The sequence below is a fragment of the Belliella marina genome (genome assembly GCF_042682445.1).
GTDB lineage: Bacteria > Bacteroidota > Bacteroidia > Cytophagales > Cyclobacteriaceae > Belliella > Belliella marina.
This window is the reverse complement of the sequence record NZ_JBHUHR010000006.1, coordinates 24,513-42,834: the sequence shown is the minus strand read 5'-3', so window position 1 is coordinate 42,834 and position 18,322 is coordinate 24,513. Positions and strand designations below refer to the sequence as shown.

Below are 18,322 nucleotides of genomic sequence, written 5' to 3'. Positions count from 1 at the left end.
AAACCCCATTATCTATGAGCACTAATTGTCTTTATTAATTGCATTTTTTTATTTCATCGATACTTTCAATGGATTCGAAAGTTCTTTTACTGTTTTATCCAAGTAAGCTTTGAAATCATCTATTTCTGTAATCCCATCCGGTTCCAGTTCCCAAGCAGCAGCAAAGTAATAAGTAAGGGCATTGCCTTCCGGTTTCAAAACAACAACATGCGAAAAGGGATCTTCTGTAATTTCTATTTTTTGATCATTCTTGAAGAAAACCACAATACCCAAATTATCATCATTCAGGCTTTGTTTTCCATAAGTCGCCAAGTAACCATATACCTGATCTTCCCCACCAGTAATCAACTCTGCTTTTTTATCCTTGATCAATCCTGTTGCGAAATTTTCTATTGGAGCAGAACTGTTCAAAACCTGTTTGGTCAACCTTGTCCCGGCATGGATGCTCAAGTTTGAGCTCAGGTCTGTCTTTCCACTTTCAATATCCCAACCATGATACTTGGTCAATATCGATGAGTAAACCACCCCATTGTTTGTAATTCCTGCATAAAGACTATCGGTCACGTCCACCCTCCTAGCCAAGCCATTCTCAAAGGTAGCAATGGAACCAACCCCTAAGGATTTGGCTACTTTCAGCACATCCATTCCCCAACCACTCATCTCGTGGTATGAATCAAAACCATCCTGACCTACATTTTGGAGTACATTTTCGGTTACTTTTTTACCAAAAACATCCACGCCGTTTCTCCAATCCAAATAGAACCTATACCCTACTTTATCAGACTCCCAACCCGGACCTTCATACCTGATGTACCACGAATGGTCGGTATGTTCTGCCGGCACATGGAGTTCATCCACATTTCTGAATTCCCCTCCTATATATTTTCTATCTTCAAATTTCCCGTCGAATTTATGGGAAAGTTCTGCCTGTGTCCTCTTTGGGTATTCCCTATCTATTGGAGCGTCTTTGTCATAGGAAATCGTCAATGTCAAAGTTTCTTTCGCAGCAATAAAAGGAAGAACAAAAGCAAGCCCTCTGTCCAATCCTTCCGAATTATACTGGGATGGGATTTCTACATTCTTCTGGTATACAATAAACCCCTCTGGATTGAAATCCGGATGTTTTTCAAATAGCTCTTCTTCGGTCAGCAAAACAAAAGCATCCATTCTATCCACATCCAAAGGGTTGTTGATGGAGATGTCAAAATTCTTTAAAACCACTTCCTCTTTGTTTCCACTACAAGAAAAAAAAGAAAAAGCGAAGACTCCCAAAAGGCACGTAAAGAGGTATTTGTTTTTCACTGATACGTATTTTAAAGTTTATGAATTCTTTCTATAGAAAACTTTTATTGCACAGTATTTGCACAATAGCCATGCAATAAATTGTAATTTGAGCAATCGATTGCATATTTATAAAGGTTTATCCAAAATAAAAAAAAATACACCAGTTATTTTTTAAAATACACCTTACAGTGTGATTTTTAATGTATTAATAAAATATTATTTGGAAATAAGGGAAAACAGAACTTCCAAAAATTTTGTTTGAAAAATTTGATATTTTGAATTTATATATAGTATATTGCGCAAACGATTACACTAAATAATATTATGCATACTTTTATAGAAACAAGATACTCAAACCATCCAGGCGACGTCAAACAATATGACACTTCCAAATTGAGAGACCATTTCTTGATAGAAAGTCTATTCGTCAAAGACCAAATCAACGGAGTTTACACATTAAATGACAGACTGATAATAGGTGGAATCCACCCTGTTACCAAACCAATAGGACTGGAAACAATCGATCAGTTGAAATCTGAATATTTTTTGGAGAGAAGAGAAATCGGGATCATCAATGTAGGCCCTTCGACATCCATAGATGTAGATGGAACAACCTATGAGTTGGCAAATAAAGAAGCGCTATATATAGGTCAAGGTGTCAAGGAGGTGGTTTTCCACCCTTCCAAATCAGGGGATACTTTCCTGTATTTCAATTCAGCACCAGCACATCATGCCTATCCAACCAAAAAAGTCGGAAAAGATGATGCAGAGGTAGTAACACTCGGATCACTAGAGAACTCCAACCACAGGACGATATATAAGTTGTTGGTGAATTCAGTTGTCCCTACTTGTCAATTGCAGATGGGAATGACAGAACTGAAGCCCGGATCCGTATGGAACACGATGCCTTCCCATACACATGACAGGAGAATGGAAGCTTATTTTTATTTCGATCTAGAAGCAGATCAGGCCGTTTGCCATTATATGGGACAGCCGGATGAGACGAGACATATTTGGATGAAAAACCACGAGGCGGTGATATCTCCCCCATGGTCTATCCATAGTGGTGCGGGGACTTCCAACTATACATTTATTTGGGGTATGGCTGGTGAGAATTTGGATTACGGCGATATGGACATCGTTGCACCTACAGCATTAAAATGAAAAACCTATTCAACTTGGACGGGAAAGTTGCATTAGTCACCGGAGCAACTCATGGATTGGGAATGGCTATGGCCAAGGCACTGGCGCATCATGGCGCTGCCTTGGTAATCAATGGCCATACCCCTTCCAAAATGGACGTGGCAATTGCTGAATACAAGAAAGAAGGAATCACTGCCCATGGCTATCTTTTTGATGTGACTGATGCCAAAAAAGTTGAGGAAAATATACAAAAGATAGAAGCTGAAGTCGGTCCCATTGACATTTTGGTCAATAATGCCGGAATGATCATGCGGGTACCAGCTTTGGAGATGGATCCTGCTGATTTCAGAAAAGTGATAGATTTGGATCTTGTATCCCCTTTTATACTCTCCCAAGCAGTCGGGAGATCCATGGTAAAACGGGGTGCGGGCAAAATCATCAACATCTGCTCTATGATGAGTGAATTGGGCAGGGACACAGTAAGTGCCTATGCTGCCGCAAAAGGTGGATTGAAAATGCTCACAAAAAACCTGGCAACAGAGTGGGCAAAATACAATATCCAAGTCAATGGAATCGGTCCGGGATATTTCGCAACCGAACAAACTGCCCCGATCCGTGTTGACGGACATCCTTTCAATGATTGGATAGTAGGCAGGACCCCTGCGGGAAAATGGGGAGATCCAGATGATTTGGCTGGAGCGATTGTTTTCCTTTCCAGCAAAGCCAGCGACTTCGTCAATGGTCAAATTCTTTATGTAGATGGAGGTATCCTTGCGACCATCGGCAAGCCAAAAGAGTAACACATATGAAAAAAGGCAAGGCAACAATACATGATATTGCTGAAAAACTGAATATCACTGCTTCTACGGTATCGAGGGCTCTGAATGATAATCCAAGGATTTCGGAAAACACCAAAAAGCTAGTATTGAAAATGGCGAAGCAGCTGAACTATCAGCCCAACCATATCGCCTCTGCCCTAAGAAGCGGAAAAAGCAAATTGATCGGGGTATTGGTCCCCACAGCCAACAGAAACTTTTTCTCTTCAGTAGTCAGGGGGATAGAAGATATCGCCAACGAACTGGATTATAAAGTAATCATCTCCCAATCTTATGAAGATTCCGAAAAGGAAATACAGAATATCGAAGCGCTCTTGAATGCCCGAGTGGATGGAATCATTGCGTCCATTGGGAAAAACACAGAGAATTTCGACCATTTCCAGAAGGTTTTGGACAAGGGTATCCCCTTGGTACTGTTTGATAGGATCACAAACCAACTGGATGTAAGCCAAGTAGTCATCGATGATTATCAGGGTGCCTATGATATGACCAAACATCTAATAGAAGAAGGATGTAAAAGAATAGCACATTTCACATCACCAAAAAAAATCAATATCTACAAGGAGAGACTTCGGGGCTATGAAGACGCCTTGAAAGATTTCGACATTCCTTTTGATCCTGAATTGATCGAAGAGAGCAATATGCAATTGGAAGATGGACGGATATCCATGGAGAACCTGTTGAAAAAGGGAATCAAATTCGATGCTGTATTTTCATCCTCCGATTACGCAGTCATGGGTGCAATGCAAGTCCTTCGGGAGCATAAAATATCCGTGCCTGAGCAGGTAAAGCTTGCAGGTTTTGGAAACGAACCTTTCACTTCCTTCACAGCACCACCAATCACCACCGTTGACCAAAAAAGTATACCTATGGGCCGTGTGACGGCAGAGACTTTCTTTGACTTGTTGAAATTGGATGGAAAAAAAGGCAACAACCAAAAGACAGTCCTTAAACCTGAACTCATCATTCGGGAATCAACCAAAAAAAATAAATAAAAACCTATACATAACCAATCAATCAAAATGATTTCAGCAACTGAAAAACAAAGCAAGTTTCTTTCCGAAGACTTTCTTCTAAAAAGCGATTTTGCTAAAATCCTATATCATGATTATGCCGCCAAGCTACCGATAATAGACTATCACTGTCACCTATCTCCCCATGATATTGCGACCAATAGGAAATTCAACACTATTTCAGAAGTGTGGCTTGCAGGTGATCACTATAAGTGGAGGGCGATGAGGACACTTGGAGTGGACGAGAAGTTCATTACAGGTAATGCCACAGATCAAGAGAAATTCCAAAAATGGGCAGAGACTGTTCCATATACGCTTAGAAACCCACTGTATCATTGGACTCATTTGGAACTTCAGCGCTATTTCGGGATCAATGAGCTACTTTCTGCTGACACAGGTGTTTCCATATACAAAGAAACCACAGGCCTTCTCCAAAGCCCAGACTTCCATACACAAGGTTTGTTGAAAAAAATGAATGTAGAATTGGTATGCTCTACCGATGATCCTATTGACAGTTTGGAATTTCACAAAATAGCTGCATCAAGTAGTCCTGACACCAAACTTTTCCCTGCTTTCAGACCTGACAAAGTATATGCTGTAGAAAATCCAGCACAATACAAAGGCTATATTGAAGACCTTGCCGCTGCATCAAAACTGGAAATCAAAAACTATGATGACCTACTTGCTGCCTTGGAAAATAGGATAAAATATTTTGCTGCAAACGGTGGCAGTCTCTCTGACCACGGTTTGGAGCAATTGTATTACTTTGAACTGGGGACTTTAGACATCCATGCTATATACCTGAAAGTGGTGGATGGTTCTGAGCTATCACTGGAAGAAATCCAATATTTCAAGTTCCATACCTTGTATGAATTGTGTAAAATGTACCATGCCAATGGCTGGACTCAGCAGTTCCACTTGGGTGCTTTGCGAAATACCAACAAGAGGATGCTTGCGAACCTGGGACCTGATACAGGATTTGATTCCATCGGGGATTTCTCCCAAGCAAGAGCTTTGGCCAGCTTCCTCAATCTCTTGGACAGTACTGACCAATTGTCAAAGACGATACTTTATAACTTGAACCCTTCCGACAATGAAGTGATGGCAACAATGATTGGCAACTTCAATGACGGCTCTGTAAAAGGCAAAGTACAGTTCGGGTCTGGATGGTGGTTTTTGGATCAAAAAGACGGAATGGAAAAACAAATCAATGCCTTGTCAAATATGGGATTGTTGAGCTGTTTTGTAGGTATGTTGACAGATTCCAGAAGCTTCCTGTCATTCCCAAGACATGAGTATTTCAGAAGGATTTTGTGTAACCTCATTGGCCAGGATGTGGAAAATGGGGAATTGCCTGCCGATACAGCTTGGCTGGGCAAAATTGTCTCTGACATATCTTACCACAATGCCAAGGAATATTTCAATTTCTAAAACAATACCCAATAAGATGAAATCAATAAATAGAACTAATATAGCTATCCAAAAAAGACCTGTCAAAATCCTTCAGTTTGGTGAGGGGAATTTCTTGAGAGGTTTCGTAAACTGGATGGTGGAGGAAATGAATGAAAAAGCCAATTTCAATGGAGATGTGCAGATCATTCAACCTTTGGCCCAAGGACTTGGGAAAATGCTCAATGACCAGGACGGCCTATTCCATGTCAAGCTTCAGGGCATACAAAATGGGAAATCAATAGACCAAACCAAACTGATCACCTGTGTGCAAGGTGTCAACAATCCATTTGAAGATTATCAGGGATACTTGGATTTGGGAAAAAATCCTGATTTGAAATTTATCATTTCCAACACTACAGAAGCTGGGATTGCTTTTGACGGAAATGATCATGGACTTGAAAAGATCTCGAATACTTTTCCGGGAAAACTTACTGCATTGCTATACACAAGATTCAGTCATTTTGATGGCGCAGCAGACAAAGGCCTTGTCCTGATCCCATGTGAGCTGATTGATAAGAATGGGGAGCAGTTGAAGGCAGCAATACTGAATTATGCCAAGCTTTGGAGCCTTTCGGCTGAGTTTGTAGCGTGGATTGAGAAAAACTGTACTTTCTGCAATACATTGGTTGACCGTATCGTACCAGGCTTTCCAAAAGACACCATCAAAGAAATTCAACAAGACCTTGGTTTTGAAGATAACCTCGTGGTTATGGCCGAGCCGTTCCACTTGTGGGTGATCGAAGGCCCTGAGGATTTGGAAGAGATATTCCCGGGACCAAAAGCGGGATTGCAAGTCAAATTCGTCAAAGACCAATCACCTTATAGGACAAGAAAAGTAAGAATCCTCAACGGTGCACATACCGCTTTGGTACCGGTAGCCTATCTGGCTGGATTAAGGACTGTCAGGGAGTCTGTGGAAGATCCTGTGATTGGCCAATTTATCAAGGATACCATATACAATGAAATCATTCCGACTTTGGATCTTTCTGAGGATGAGTTGGCCCAATTTGCCTCTGATGTTTTGGATAGATTTAGAAATCCATTTATCAAACATGAATTGAGCTCAATTGCCTTGAATTCCATTTCAAAATTCAAAGTCAGAGTATTGCCAAGTATCCTGGAATACAAATCTAGAAAAGGAACATGGCCTAAGAACTTAATCAAATCATTTGCATCATTGATCCAATTCTACCAAGGTGAATCAAATGGAGAAAAAATACCTGTCCAAGACGATCCGGCAATCATGGCTTTCTTTACAGAGCAATGGAGTAAATCCGAAATTGAAACAATTGTAAAAAACACCTTGTCAAGAGTTGATTTTTGGGGTGAAGATCTGAACGGACAAGCCGGACTTGCCGATGCAATCATTTCTTCAATTGAGGAAAAAATCGCAGCCAACTAAGAAATAGTAATTTATTTGGGTTATTTATGTGAAACAGAAGGTTCTTTGAATCTTCTGTTTTTTTTGCTAAAAAGCAGGTTCTAAAACCAAAGTACTCATCCAATTAAATTTTTCAATTTAAATTTTGATTACCAGATATTTACAGGTAACTTTTACGTGGTTTATAGAGCATATCTACCAAATAGGTATTCAATATAGCTATCCGTTACTTTGCCAATAGGGAGATTATACGCCTAAATGTTGCGGATAATGGTCAAAAGTCATCGGAATTCAGTCAGAAGACTGGACAAGTCCTTTGCTGAAGATATTTATCAAGGCTCCTGGCAAAGAAGCCTATATACATGAATTTCAATATTGGATTCAAGACCACATTTGAAAAATTGCAATCTTAGTATGTGCGTTTCAGGTATTTTTCAGCTGGTTACAGTTTATATTTTTTTGATTATCAATTAGAACAGGTAAGGGTTTAGTGATACACACAGCGCAGTTTCAATCTGCGATGTGATCTTATTTGTCATATCTATATACACTTTAGTTTTTACAAAAACAATTTATATGGAAGATAGAAAATACATTATCCATGTAGGGCCAAACGGGACATTCAAACCTAGAGGAAAACATCACTCAACACAGATTGAAGTCGACAAAGTTTTTGAGGACTATGAATCCAGGAAATTGAAAAATTTAACCCTATACTTTCACGGAGGATTGGTAAATGAAAAAAGTGGAATAAAAACCGCTGAAAACATCCATGCAAACTTAAATTCAGCCAATCATGGAGTGCTTTGTCTGGTTTGGGAAACAGGTCTTTTCGAAACCTTGAGGGATAATATCCAGACAGTCTCCAAGACACGGTTATTCAAAAAACTGATAAAAATCCTTACCAAAAACCTCACAAAGAAACTTGGTATCAGCCTTTCAGATAGCCGTGGTTCGGGCAAAAGTCTCAGTGAAGAAATGCTTGAAAAAGAACTGACTTCAGAAACCCCATTTGAGGATTTTGAGGTTTTTGATTTTGGCACAAACAGCCGAGGTGCCGATGCTGAATTCAAAATCCCACAAACTCCGGAAGAACTTGAGTTGGAACTCCGGTTTGAGGTGGAATCAGATTATGAAATCCCCGGATTATTGCAGGAAAACCAAATAGCCCTTGAGGAAGATAAAAACTCAAGAGGCTTTATCAGTACAGCCATATTGGTGCGATACCTCGCAAAAATTGCCTTTAGGGTAATCAAAAGATTTGTGGCACGGAGAGATCATGGTTTTTATCCAACTATCATAGAGGAGCTGATGAGGGAAATTTATCTTGCCGAGATCGGATCATCCATTTGGAACAGTATGAAAATCAAGTCTGACCAAATGTGGTACCCCAATGAAGGTTTACATGGAACTGACCAGCATGTTGGAAGGTATGTTTTGGAAAAACTGGTGAAATTAAAAAATGCCCAGCCAGATTTATCAATCAACCTTGTTGGACATAGTGCAGGCTCTATAGTTACCTGCAACCTTCTCAAAACCTCCACACAATCATTTCCTGATTTGAAGTTTAAAAGCATCGTTTTTCTTGCCCCAGCTTGCAGGGTGGAATTGTTCCACAGTGAAATTGTCCAAAAGCCAAACTTCTTCTCAAAACTGTTGATCTACACCATGTATGATTCGATTGAGAAAAAGGACTTGCTCCTCCCCTATGTCTACACCCGTTCGCTATTGTATCTGATATCAGGTGTGTTGGAGAATGAAGGGAATGACAGTGATGCACTTGTACTGGGAATGGAACGCCATATTTCAGGAATCAGACCCTATGATACGATCGCCGAAGCTGTTGCGACCAACCGCTTTCTCTATGGCCAAAGCAACAGGAGGCTGGTCTACTCCATCACTGGTGAGCATGAACTTGAAGGACAGCGGAGCAGTTCTACCACGCACGGTGGATTTGATGAAGATGAAAATACCTTGGAAAGCCTCAAATTTATACTCAATCAGCCATGAATGAAGGAGATTATGCCTTGCTCATAGGGATCAATGACTATACCCCTCCCCAAAACGCCGGACTGAGAAAACTCAGAGGTGCCATAAATGACACAAACATGATGGAGAAATGGCTTCTTGACAAAGAAGGGGGTGATATGCCCCAAGAGAACATCAAGAAAATCCTCTCTTCGGAACAACCACTCTTACCTTTACAGGATCAAATAGACGACGCATTTTTGGAAATAGAAGCTGCAATAAAGAACAAAAACGGTTCGGCAAGGAGATTCTATTTTTACTTTGCAGGACATGGGCTGGGGACATTGGACAGTATCAAAGACATTGCGCTTTGCCTGGCCAATTGGTCTGAAATGAGACGTCATTCCGCTATTTCATCAGAGAACTACAAAGAGGACATCAGTAAATACGGCTATTTTGAAGAGATTCTATTCTTTGCAGATTGCTGTAGAAACACCAAAATAAATATCAAGCCCAAATCACCCACTTTCTCTCCCTTGATGCCTTCCGATAAAGCAAAGAAGACCAAAATATTCATTGCATATGCTACACAATATCAAGATGAGTCATACGAAATAGAAACGAAAAATCAAGATGAATCAGAAATGAGAGGGGCTTTTACCACCGCCTTATTGAATGCACTCAATGGTGGTGCAGCCGAAAATGGTAAAATCAGTGTTGGGATGTTGGAAGATTACTTATGGATAGAGACTCCAAAAATCGCATTGGAACATGGATACAAACAAATCCCAGAAATCAATAGTAATATCCATTCCGCCCATACTTTGTTTTCATGTAAGGAGAAAACGGTCAAGGTAAACTTCATCTTCTCCAACAAGATGAATTTCTTTTATACACTTTTGGATGGAAAACTACGGCAAGTGCATGAATTTGATACCCAGAACGAGACTACCTTTTCCCTAAACCTCACAAAAGGGATGTATATCGTCAAAAACCCAAGTACTGGGGATGCTAAATTTCTAGATATTCAACCCAAAAACGAGGAAGTAGATGTTAGGATTTGAAAGTCAACTAAGGTATGCTTTGAGCATTCATTCGGATTTGAGGATTGGGGATACGTTGACTATTACCCTATTCAACTCAAACAAAAGAATCATGCCTACCAGCCAAACATCAGACTACAGCTGGGTTTATGATTGTCCTGAAGGTATTTACATTCTAAGGGTTGAAATCAACCATGTATTCAATGACACTTATATTCAATTGGACGGAAACAAGTACTATAATATCAGCAGAGATAATTATAGCAACCCAAACGTCATCCCTCTTCCCCTACACTATTCTTCTGCCCTCTTGGGGTATAACAATACAATAGAATATAAGACTTCCCATGAATATTATACCGGTGATGCGTATACCCTCAGCACGGGCGACACTACCGAATTGCACGTAGAGCCTAATGAATACCATACAACTGGTTCATTATTTATCTTTCTGAGATTTCCTTCAGTAGATCAGTATCACATGCTCAAGAAGCATTGGCCCAATCTATTTATTGAGAATTTTAAGCTTTTAAATTCAGAAAATAAGGTGATTGCAGAATTTAGTGATCCGAATATCTATGGGAACAAGGATGATAAATCCAATTTCTTGAAGGGGTTTGGCATCGATGGAACCTACAATGACAACTATGGTTCTTTTGCTATAAATGTAACGCTACCGGCAGGCACTTATTACCTGCTTTATGAAGGGACAGAAGTAAGGCAATGTGTACTTTCAGTTTATGAAAATTTGCATACACAGGTTTTTCTAACCTTGGGTAAAACTCCTCTATTTGGAAGTATGCGCATATTCTTAGCCAAAAACAGGAGATTCGAACCTGATGACAGTGCAAATATTCTGGTCGATACACTCCTGGATAAACTCCAAAACAGGGAATATTCGATCGATCTAAACATTCTCAATGACATCAACAACAAAGTATATGATTCCCCAATTTTGACAATCCTTAGCCTATACCTCTATTTCTTAGGCAAACAAAAGGATGCAAACGAGATCGTCTATTTACTGTTGTTGAATTTGAATGCTTACTTCAATTTCAATGTAGAAAGTTCAGATTTCCGGATTCTCGAAATCCTATACAGCAAAAACATTGATAATCTTTACCTAAAAAAGGCTCCGATCATCGATCCGCCTCTATTCAGGATTGGCTACGAAATCCTAATCAAAGAATCACTAAGCGATGGGAAGTTGATACAAGCCAATAGCATCAATGACCTGATTTCAGAAAATCTGTTGTACGATTCCCCTTTTACTTCTTTTACACCCGTAAAAAAAACCACAGAGCAAAGTATAAAAATTTCAGATTTTGGAAATGACTCCTTTTCTATGGAATCAACCCCTACTCCAAGTTATATAAAAAATATGATCATGGGAAGTGGAGATATCCCAGACAACGCCATTGACCAATCTTTGATCGACAATTTCCAAACTGACCTCAAAAAAGTACTGAGTAAAGATTTCATCAAAAAAATCCATGATGAAAGCACCCAGACCAGTTGGGTGAAAGTTGCCGTGAGCGATCATCTGAAATCTGGAAAAGAGACAAACATCGACATGCTTTCCACTGAACTGGCACTTCCAGCAACATCCATCAAGCGTATTTTGCAGCAATGGAGCAAAGAATAATCCTGCTTGGATTACTATTTTATTTGGTTAATCCAATGAACAAGAAATTTGACTACTTTTGCGCCATGATAAACGCTACTGATCAAATTAAACCAGCACTTCTTGCACGCTCTCAAGAAATCTTGAGGGATCAGATTCAAGACATCCAACAACAATTGACCAATCTACAGCAGTCTTCTGAGATAGAGGAGAAGAGTTCTGCAGGTGACAAATATGAAACCCATCAGGAAATGCTAAACCAGAATCGGGACATTTTGCAAAAGAGGCTGTCTTCCACCAAAGTCATGCTGAACCAAATCAATGCCGTGCCTGTAAAACAAATAAATACTGTCGAAGAAGGGGCTTTGATCGAAGTACCGATGGGTAAAATATGGGTTTCTGTCGCTATGGGAAAAGTAAACCTTGATGGAATAGACTATCAGTTGGTTTCAAAAGAATCTCCTTTGATCACGGCACTTTGGGGTTTGAAAGAAGGTGAAATATCTGAATTCAGAGGCAACAAAATAAAAATTTCTCAAATACTTTAGTCACATATAAGTTCTTTTTGCCGTCTTGCGGTTATATCAGCCCAACCGAAGACCATTTAGCCAAACACCTGACAAATTGATCAGGGGCGTAGCCCTTATATCTCCGTATAAAATTGATTACCATTGTGATTTTTAGAAACCCAGCTCTCCAGTCTGGCTTTAACGGAAGGTATATCTAAATATAAAGAAATCAGGGCTACGCCCCAATGGGATGGGTTCCATCTTTGGCTTATTGATTATCCCAATATTAGGTTGTTGGTTATTAAAAAAACAATAACCTCCATTTCGGATTGACTATTTTAGTCTATAAAGACGTAGGGAAACAGATGAGGAAGATTCCCCCATTTAAACCTGAGTTTGATTATAAATTGATATAAGTATTGATAATCAATCCATTGTTATGTTGAAAAAGCTCTTTATCCTCAACCATTCTGCCAAATTGCAATATCTGATTCAGATAGCCTCCTTCTACCCTAACTCTCTCACTTAACTTCACTCCTCCAAGCAATCCAATCCTGTTTTGATCGAACACATTCTGATTGATATTTTTCCCAAAACCTATCATCACTTCATCATAGGCAGCAATATAAGGTGCGTTGTTTTCCAAAAACAAAGAGCTGAGTGGTATTTGCATCCTAACCATGTACCGGACTCTGTTCATAAACACATAGTCATCAACTTTGGCCAAGGTAGTGTTGGTATATCTCCCTACCCACCTTTGTTCCAAGATAAACCTGTGGGTCAAGCCAACATTCCCAATCGGATTGTTGATTTGTGCCATTTGGTATGTTCTGTATTCCGGAAATAGCCTGGCTGTACTCTGGATAGGCACCTTTCCATATGGGTAAGTATCGGCATAGGCTAACCCAACCCTCAACAATGCCTGTTTATGGGGTTTGAAATTGATTCCTGCCCGATAGAGATTTTGCTGGGCTTCTTTCACCAATTCTGATCTTCTCCATTGAAACTCCCCATGTACACTCCATTTTTCATCCAAATTATATGTGAGGAATGTCGCAAGCCACCCAATTGAATTATAATCATGGCTTCGGGGACCTTGTGCTTCTGCCTGGGAAAAAACCAATGTTAAAAGTAATGGAAATATTACAAGAAATTGCTTCATGTTATGTGGGTTTAGGTTTGATATACGGTAAGTCTTCCAAATAGTTGAACAGAAAATTTCGAGTTAAAAAGTACTATCATTACCCCAAGAAAAACATCTTCAAACCTAAACCTCCTTTATTTTAAATTTCCATTGTCATTCAATATCACTTGAATGTCCAATTATCGCCCCTGCATTCTCCATTTCTATGACTGCCTTGGCAAAATCACCTTCGTTAATATTTACAGCACGGGTCGCATCCAATATCAAATGGGCCTTGAAACCTTCCAAAACTCCATCCAAAATTGTGAACTTGACACAATAATCCGCAGTCAATCCACAGATATAAATCTCATCTACCCCGTTGTCTTTCAGAAACTTGCTCATCCCTGTATCCCCTAGTTTGTTATTGTCAAAAAATCCGGAATATGAATCAACCAATGGATTCATTCCTTTTTGGAAAACAGCCTTCCATTTGTCTCTAATCAAATCTTTGTGAAACGCTGCTCCTGACGACCCTTGAACACAGTGGATTGGCCATAAAATTTGTTCCACCCCATTCAGTACAATAAATTCACCGATTTCCTTTCCTTCATGGTTAGCTGCAAAACTCCCATGGTCAGCAGGATGCCAATCTTGGGTAGCAACTACAAAGTCAAACTTATCTTGAACTTGGTTGATAATCGGAACGATTTGATCACCTTCCTTCACTGCCAAAGCCCCACCCGGCATAAAATCATTCTGGACGTCTACAATTATTAACGCTTTCATAATTTGGTTTCTTTATAAATCTTGCCCGCTTCGGCGGATCCTGATTTTGTACTTAATTTGTTGAAAACACTTCTTTATCAAGTCGCGAAATAAGTTGACACTTTCTACTAAAAATTGAAAATGTTCAACCCACTTCGGGTTGTCTACTCTATCATCATCTTTATCCCCCGAATTACATACGTGGTTGATTAAGGTTTAACTCCCGTTACCAATAGCTATCGGTATCGGGACAGGCTTTTTGTGGTTTTATCTTTGTTGTTTTCTTGGCTCTTGCCCTATCTCTCGCTTCTCACTTTATTTCTTTTATCAATCATATTCGACACCCTTCAGGGTCGTTAGGTAGATATTTTGTTTTTTCCTTAGCCCCCGGTTTCACCGAGGGTTAATCAAGATTTAACCACTTCGTGGTTTTTATTCGTCTTTGTTATGCATTAGGTAGAACAGGCACTTCGTGGTTGATTACATCGCCTCTTGCTTCTCGCTTCTTAAATCTCGTTTCTTGTCTCTCTTGCTTTTTACTTCAACTCTTCCACAATCAAATCCGCCACCGTCTCCACCCTCAAAATACCTGAATCCAATGTATTGCAATTGACATGTGTATCTGTTGCAATCACTTTTTCTATCACACCCGATTCTTGGATCTTTTGCAAGGCATCGTTGGTAAAAAGCCCATGGGTGGTAATGGTGAAAATCCTATTTGCCCCGGCTGATTTATAAGCTTTTGCGGCACTGATCAGCGAGCCTCCAGTTCGGATCATGTCATCATAGATCACCACATCCTTCCCTTCTACATCAGCGGAGATGCTTGTCACCTCCGTTTGGTCGCCAGACAAGCGTCTTTTGAATACGAAAGCAGCATTTACACCCATATCATTGGCCAATGACTCAACCCATTTGGCCCTTCCTGCATCTGTACAGGCCATTACAAAATCTTCCGAAGCCAATTCCCTGGCTACGCTGGTGATGATGGATTTGCAATACACATGGTTGATCAAAACTTGCCCCTCAAAATAATGTGGTATCCCTTCCGAATGTAAGTCAAAAAACATAAAATGATTGCCTTGACTGGTTCTTGGCAAGGAAGAAAACATCACTGCCCTGGATTTCGCCGTGACCACCTCCCCTTTTTTGACGGCTCTTTCCATCGTCGAATACCCAAAATATGGGAAAACCATATAGATCGATTTTGCTCCATACTTGATCAAGGCATAAGCCAAATCATATATCTCCAGTGTATCGGCATCTGAAATAGTCCCCCCGATCAAAACGACGTCCCTCTCATAGACATCTGTCAATATCCTCTGATACCTCTCACCGTCGGGGAACTGCTTTACTTCAATTTCACCTTTGTCAAAATCTCCAATGCTGAGGACCCGATCTCTCAAATAACAATATGATTGGATGGAAAAGATTATCTTTTTATTCATGCTCGTAATTTTTCATTTTGAATACCAAATCGGTACGTAGTTGATACAGTTTTTCCTCCAAGCCAACTGGGTATATATGTGGATTAATCAATCTTTTGTGGGTTTTATCAAAATACTGGAGATTCTTTTGGGTATTTTCCTTGATCAGGTCAATTGACGGAGAATCGTATATTTTCTTCCCTTTATTGAAAATCGGTTTCAATAGGTTCAGTTGTTCCATACTATCCGAATTTACCTTTTTCCTCTTGGTAGGATCTATGGGGTCAATAATGGTGAAAATATTTTTTCCAGAAGTATCTTCTTTCAGATAAATCATATCTGCCACTGCCTTTCCATTTTTCAAGAAGCGGATGATATCATGGTTACCGGGAATATTGATTTTGATAGATTGTTGGGACACTTTGACTTTGGGATCCCAGTTACCATTCTCATCCCTGATTGCAGCCAATTTGTAAACTGCCCCCAATGCAGGCTGGTCATAGGCAGTCACCAATTTGGTCCCTACCCCCCACACATCAATAGAAGCTTCCTGGCTTTTAAGGGATGTAATGATATGCTCGTCAAGATCATTGCTTGCTACTACTTTTGCATCCGGAAACCCTGCTTCATCCAGCATTTGTCTGGCTACATTGCTAAAGTATGCCAAGTCACCCGAATCGATCCTAACCCCTATCATCTCTTTGCCTTTTTCACGCAATGCTTTGCCCACTTCGATGGCATTCTTGATACCATTGACAGTATCATAGGTATCTACCAAAAAAACACATTTCTCAGGAAACGCATCTGCATAGGCATAAAATGCCTCCAACTCCGAATCAAAAGACATGATCCAACTATGTGCATGTGTGCCCGATACCGGTATTCCAAATAACTTCCCTGCCATCACATTGCTCGTGGCAGAGCAGCCTCCTATAAAAGAAGCCCTACTCGCCGCCAATGCCCCATCAATCCCCTGTGCCCTTCGCAACCCGAATTCCAACACTGAATCCCCTTTGGCTGCCAAAACTACCCTCGCTGCCTTTGTAGCAATCAAGGTTTGGAAATTGATGATATTCAACAAAGCTGTCTCCAACAACTGACATTGGATCAATGGTCCTTTGACTTTGATGATTGGAGTATGGGGGAAAATCACTGTTCCTTCTTCCACCGCTTCCAAATCACAGGTAAAACGCATCTCTTTCAGATACTCTATGAAGTTGGACTCGAAGACGACGGTACCGTCAGTATTTTTCATATCAGCCAAATAGGCCAAATCACTTTCGTTGAAGTTGAAATTCCTGCAAAAGTCTATGACATATTCCAGGCCTGCGGCAATTGTAAAACCACTTTGAAAAGGATTTTTCCTAAAAAAAAGATTGAATACTGCTTCTTGTTCAGCCTTTCCCGACTTCCAATAAGCATAGGCCATAGTCAATTGATAAAAATCCGTCAAAAGCGCAAGTGAACCTTGGTACAGGTCTTTGGTGATCTTCATAAGTTATCTATTTGATCTCAAATTTAGTGGAAAATGAAATTAAATGCCCATTTATTGGATTTTTAAAAGCAGCATGTAAAAAACAGAACGGACTTGGATTCTATATTTGGATTTTGCCTGCAAATAGCACAATCCTGCTCCTAAAACATACAATGGAAAACCAGCACAATTGAAATTATAAACTGAAATTTTAATCTTAACAATACCATTCCCTGAAAAATAGCTGAAAATCAAAATTTCTTATCCTTACCCAAGTAAGAACTACCGAAATACAAGACTATGTAAACAGAAATCTGTTATGCCGTCCCAAAACCTACTTTTTTGATTTTTTAGGTAGGTTTTTTGTAAAACGCCGAGGTAAGCAAACAAATCAAAATCTTTTCTTACAATTAAACCAACACAGTTATGAAAAAGAATTCAGTAGTTTATGATTTAATCCTCGGAGGCGCATTCTTGCTGATGGCCTCCTGCGAGGTTGACATGCAAGATGTGGTGCCCAGCACCGTGGAAGTGGATGTTGCTTTCGCCTTGACGGAAGAAGATGAAAACCACAGCAATGCCCGAACACTCAATAGGCTTACTATCCAGGAAGCTGTCATGAATGTAAAAAGATTAGAAGTGAGAGTACTTGGGAAAATGCCGATTGGCTCAAGCCTTGACCGGAATTTTGTGTTTGACTATCCAGATGAGCCTAAGAAAATCATATACACCAATGATGAAAATGGGCATGATGTCAATATTAGAATGCCACGAGCTTCCTATAGGCAGCTGATGTTTGATCTGGATATAGTAGAAGCGACTGATGATGTTGCAGCTTCATTGACAGGGGAATTTGAGACTTCCCTAGGCGAAGTTGTTCCCATCAAGTACGAACTATATGGTGAATTGTTCAATTTCGATGGGAAGTTTGAAGCCAAAGACAAAAATGAAGCATTGGAGTTTGACCAATTGGAAAAAGCGACCATCCTAGTGGAACTTTATGCGATGAAATGGTTCAATGACATCACAGCAGAAGAGTTTGAAAATGCCGAAATCACGGATGGCATCATGTTGATCAACCCAGATTCAAATGCTACTATTTATGAGAAAATCAAAGCCAGGATTGTAGAACTGACTGATATCAAAATCAAAGTGAGAATCCATGAGAATGGGCATGGGAATCCAAAAAAATAAAAATACTCCCCACATAGAACCATGATAAAACCGAAAAGCAGATTTTGTTTGCCCATTTCAAAAAAACGATCCCCTATTACTTG

At 39.9% G+C, this 18,322-nt stretch carries 15 protein-coding genes; 10 read left to right on the top strand and 5 right to left on the bottom strand.

Going from position 1 to position 18,322, the window contains the following annotated elements; genetic code table 11:
• Positions 1 to 48: 48 nt before the first annotated feature.
• Entirely contained in the window at positions 49 to 1,302 is a 1,254-nt protein-coding gene (locus ACFSKL_RS02940; RefSeq protein WP_376883397.1) for a DUF4861 domain-containing protein, read from the bottom strand.
• 306 nt (positions 1,303 to 1,608) lie between these two features.
• On the opposite strand from ACFSKL_RS02940, the gene kduI reads away from it, so the two are divergent.
• The 9 genes from kduI (at position 1,609) to ACFSKL_RS02895 (ending at position 12,292) form a co-directional block, all read left to right on the top strand.
• Positions 1,609 to 2,448 carry a 5-dehydro-4-deoxy-D-glucuronate isomerase gene (kduI, locus tag ACFSKL_RS02935; RefSeq protein ID WP_376883395.1) on the top strand — a complete coding sequence of 280 codons (840 nt, stop codon included), beginning with the start codon at positions 1,609 to 1,611 and terminating at the stop codon, positions 2,446 to 2,448.
• On the top strand, positions 2,445 to 3,227 hold the full coding sequence (locus tag ACFSKL_RS02930) for a gluconate 5-dehydrogenase (RefSeq protein ID WP_376883393.1): 783 nt from the start codon (positions 2,445 to 2,447) through the stop codon (positions 3,225 to 3,227). Before kduI ends, ACFSKL_RS02930 begins: the two co-directional genes overlap by 4 nt.
• Positions 3,228 to 3,232: 5 nt before the next feature.
• Positions 3,233 to 4,258 carry a LacI family DNA-binding transcriptional regulator gene (locus ACFSKL_RS02925; RefSeq protein WP_376883391.1) on the top strand — a complete coding sequence of 342 codons (1,026 nt, stop codon included), beginning with the start codon at positions 3,233 to 3,235 and terminating at the stop codon, positions 4,256 to 4,258.
• A gap of 27 nt (positions 4,259 to 4,285) precedes the next feature.
• A complete protein-coding gene (uxaC, locus tag ACFSKL_RS02920; protein ID WP_376883389.1) occupies positions 4,286 to 5,707 on the top strand; it encodes a glucuronate isomerase in 1,422 nt (473 codons plus the stop codon).
• Between the two features lie 16 nt (positions 5,708 to 5,723).
• Positions 5,724 to 7,130, top strand: coding sequence for a tagaturonate reductase (locus ACFSKL_RS02915; RefSeq protein WP_376883387.1), 1,407 nt, complete (start codon positions 5,724 to 5,726; stop codon positions 7,128 to 7,130).
• Between the two features lie 555 nt (positions 7,131 to 7,685).
• Positions 7,686 to 9,119 carry an alpha/beta fold hydrolase gene (locus ACFSKL_RS02910; protein WP_376883385.1) on the top strand — a complete coding sequence of 478 codons (1,434 nt, stop codon included), beginning with the start codon at positions 7,686 to 7,688 and terminating at the stop codon, positions 9,117 to 9,119.
• Entirely contained in the window at positions 9,116 to 10,141 is a 1,026-nt protein-coding gene (locus ACFSKL_RS02905; protein WP_376883383.1) for a caspase family protein, read from the top strand. The genes ACFSKL_RS02910 and ACFSKL_RS02905 overlap by 4 nt, the downstream gene beginning before the upstream one ends.
• The gene (locus ACFSKL_RS02900) at positions 10,128 to 11,765 is read left to right on the top strand and encodes a hypothetical protein (protein WP_376883381.1); all 1,638 of its coding nucleotides are present in this window, start codon (positions 10,128 to 10,130) and stop codon (positions 11,763 to 11,765) included. Before ACFSKL_RS02905 ends, ACFSKL_RS02900 begins: the two co-directional genes overlap by 14 nt.
• A gap of 35 nt (positions 11,766 to 11,800) precedes the next feature.
• On the top strand, positions 11,801 to 12,292 hold the full coding sequence (locus ACFSKL_RS02895) for a hypothetical protein (RefSeq protein ID WP_376883379.1): 492 nt from the start codon (positions 11,801 to 11,803) through the stop codon (positions 12,290 to 12,292).
• 361 nt (positions 12,293 to 12,653) lie between these two features.
• Here ACFSKL_RS02895 and ACFSKL_RS02890 read toward each other — a convergent pair whose 3' ends face one another.
• From ACFSKL_RS02890 to ACFSKL_RS02875, 4 genes are all read right to left on the bottom strand, one after another.
• The gene (locus ACFSKL_RS02890; RefSeq protein WP_376883377.1) at positions 12,654 to 13,415 is read right to left on the bottom strand and encodes a DUF2490 domain-containing protein; all 762 of its coding nucleotides are present in this window, start codon (positions 13,413 to 13,415) and stop codon (positions 12,654 to 12,656) included.
• Between the two features lie 135 nt (positions 13,416 to 13,550).
• Positions 13,551 to 14,165: a bifunctional nicotinamidase/pyrazinamidase gene (pncA, locus tag ACFSKL_RS02885; RefSeq protein ID WP_376883375.1), complete on the bottom strand. Its 615-nt coding sequence runs from the start codon at positions 14,163 to 14,165 to the stop codon at positions 13,551 to 13,553.
• Positions 14,166 to 14,680: 515 nt separating this feature from the next.
• Positions 14,681 to 15,592, bottom strand: coding sequence for a ribose-phosphate diphosphokinase (prs, locus tag ACFSKL_RS02880; protein WP_376883373.1), 912 nt, complete (start codon positions 15,590 to 15,592; stop codon positions 14,681 to 14,683).
• On the bottom strand, positions 15,585 to 17,066 hold the full coding sequence (locus ACFSKL_RS02875; protein ID WP_376883371.1) for a nicotinate phosphoribosyltransferase: 1,482 nt from the start codon (positions 17,064 to 17,066) through the stop codon (positions 15,585 to 15,587). Before ACFSKL_RS02875 ends, prs begins: the two co-directional genes overlap by 8 nt.
• A 405-nt stretch (positions 17,067 to 17,471) precedes the next feature.
• Between ACFSKL_RS02875 and ACFSKL_RS02870 the strand changes: the two genes are divergently transcribed.
• Complete coding sequence (locus ACFSKL_RS02870; protein WP_376883369.1) at positions 17,472 to 18,239, top strand: hypothetical protein; 768 nt, start codon at positions 17,472 to 17,474, stop codon at positions 18,237 to 18,239.
• Positions 18,240 to 18,322 lie beyond the last annotated feature (83 nt).

What these genes read in the sequence shown, in the direction of transcription:
- kduI (WP_376883395.1), top strand. Translation starts at nt 1,609, where the DNA reads ATGCATACTTTTATAGAAACAAGATACTCAAACCATCCAGGCGACGTC.
- ACFSKL_RS02930 (WP_376883393.1), top strand. Translation starts at nt 2,445, where the DNA reads ATGAAAAACCTATTCAACTTGGACGGGAAAGTTGCATTAGTCACCGGA.
- ACFSKL_RS02925 (WP_376883391.1), top strand. Translation starts at nt 3,233, where the DNA reads ATGAAAAAAGGCAAGGCAACAATACATGATATTGCTGAAAAACTGAAT.
- uxaC (WP_376883389.1), top strand. Translation starts at nt 4,286, where the DNA reads ATGATTTCAGCAACTGAAAAACAAAGCAAGTTTCTTTCCGAAGACTTT.
- ACFSKL_RS02915 (WP_376883387.1), top strand. Translation starts at nt 5,724, where the DNA reads ATGAAATCAATAAATAGAACTAATATAGCTATCCAAAAAAGACCTGTC.
- ACFSKL_RS02910 (WP_376883385.1), top strand. Translation starts at nt 7,686, where the DNA reads ATGGAAGATAGAAAATACATTATCCATGTAGGGCCAAACGGGACATTC.
- ACFSKL_RS02905 (WP_376883383.1), top strand. Translation starts at nt 9,116, where the DNA reads ATGAATGAAGGAGATTATGCCTTGCTCATAGGGATCAATGACTATACC.
- ACFSKL_RS02900 (WP_376883381.1), top strand. Translation starts at nt 10,128, where the DNA reads ATGTTAGGATTTGAAAGTCAACTAAGGTATGCTTTGAGCATTCATTCG.
- ACFSKL_RS02895 (WP_376883379.1), top strand. Translation starts at nt 11,801, where the DNA reads ATGAACAAGAAATTTGACTACTTTTGCGCCATGATAAACGCTACTGAT.
- ACFSKL_RS02890 (WP_376883377.1), bottom strand. Translation starts at nt 13,415, where the DNA reads ATGAAGCAATTTCTTGTAATATTTCCATTACTTTTAACATTGGTTTTT.
- pncA (WP_376883375.1), bottom strand. Translation starts at nt 14,165, where the DNA reads ATGAAAGCGTTAATAATTGTAGACGTCCAGAATGATTTTATGCCGGGT.
- prs (WP_376883373.1), bottom strand. Translation starts at nt 15,592, where the DNA reads ATGAATAAAAAGATAATCTTTTCCATCCAATCATATTGTTATTTGAGA.
- ACFSKL_RS02875 (WP_376883371.1), bottom strand. Translation starts at nt 17,066, where the DNA reads ATGAAGATCACCAAAGACCTGTACCAAGGTTCACTTGCGCTTTTGACG.
- ACFSKL_RS02870 (WP_376883369.1), top strand. Translation starts at nt 17,472, where the DNA reads ATGAAAAAGAATTCAGTAGTTTATGATTTAATCCTCGGAGGCGCATTC.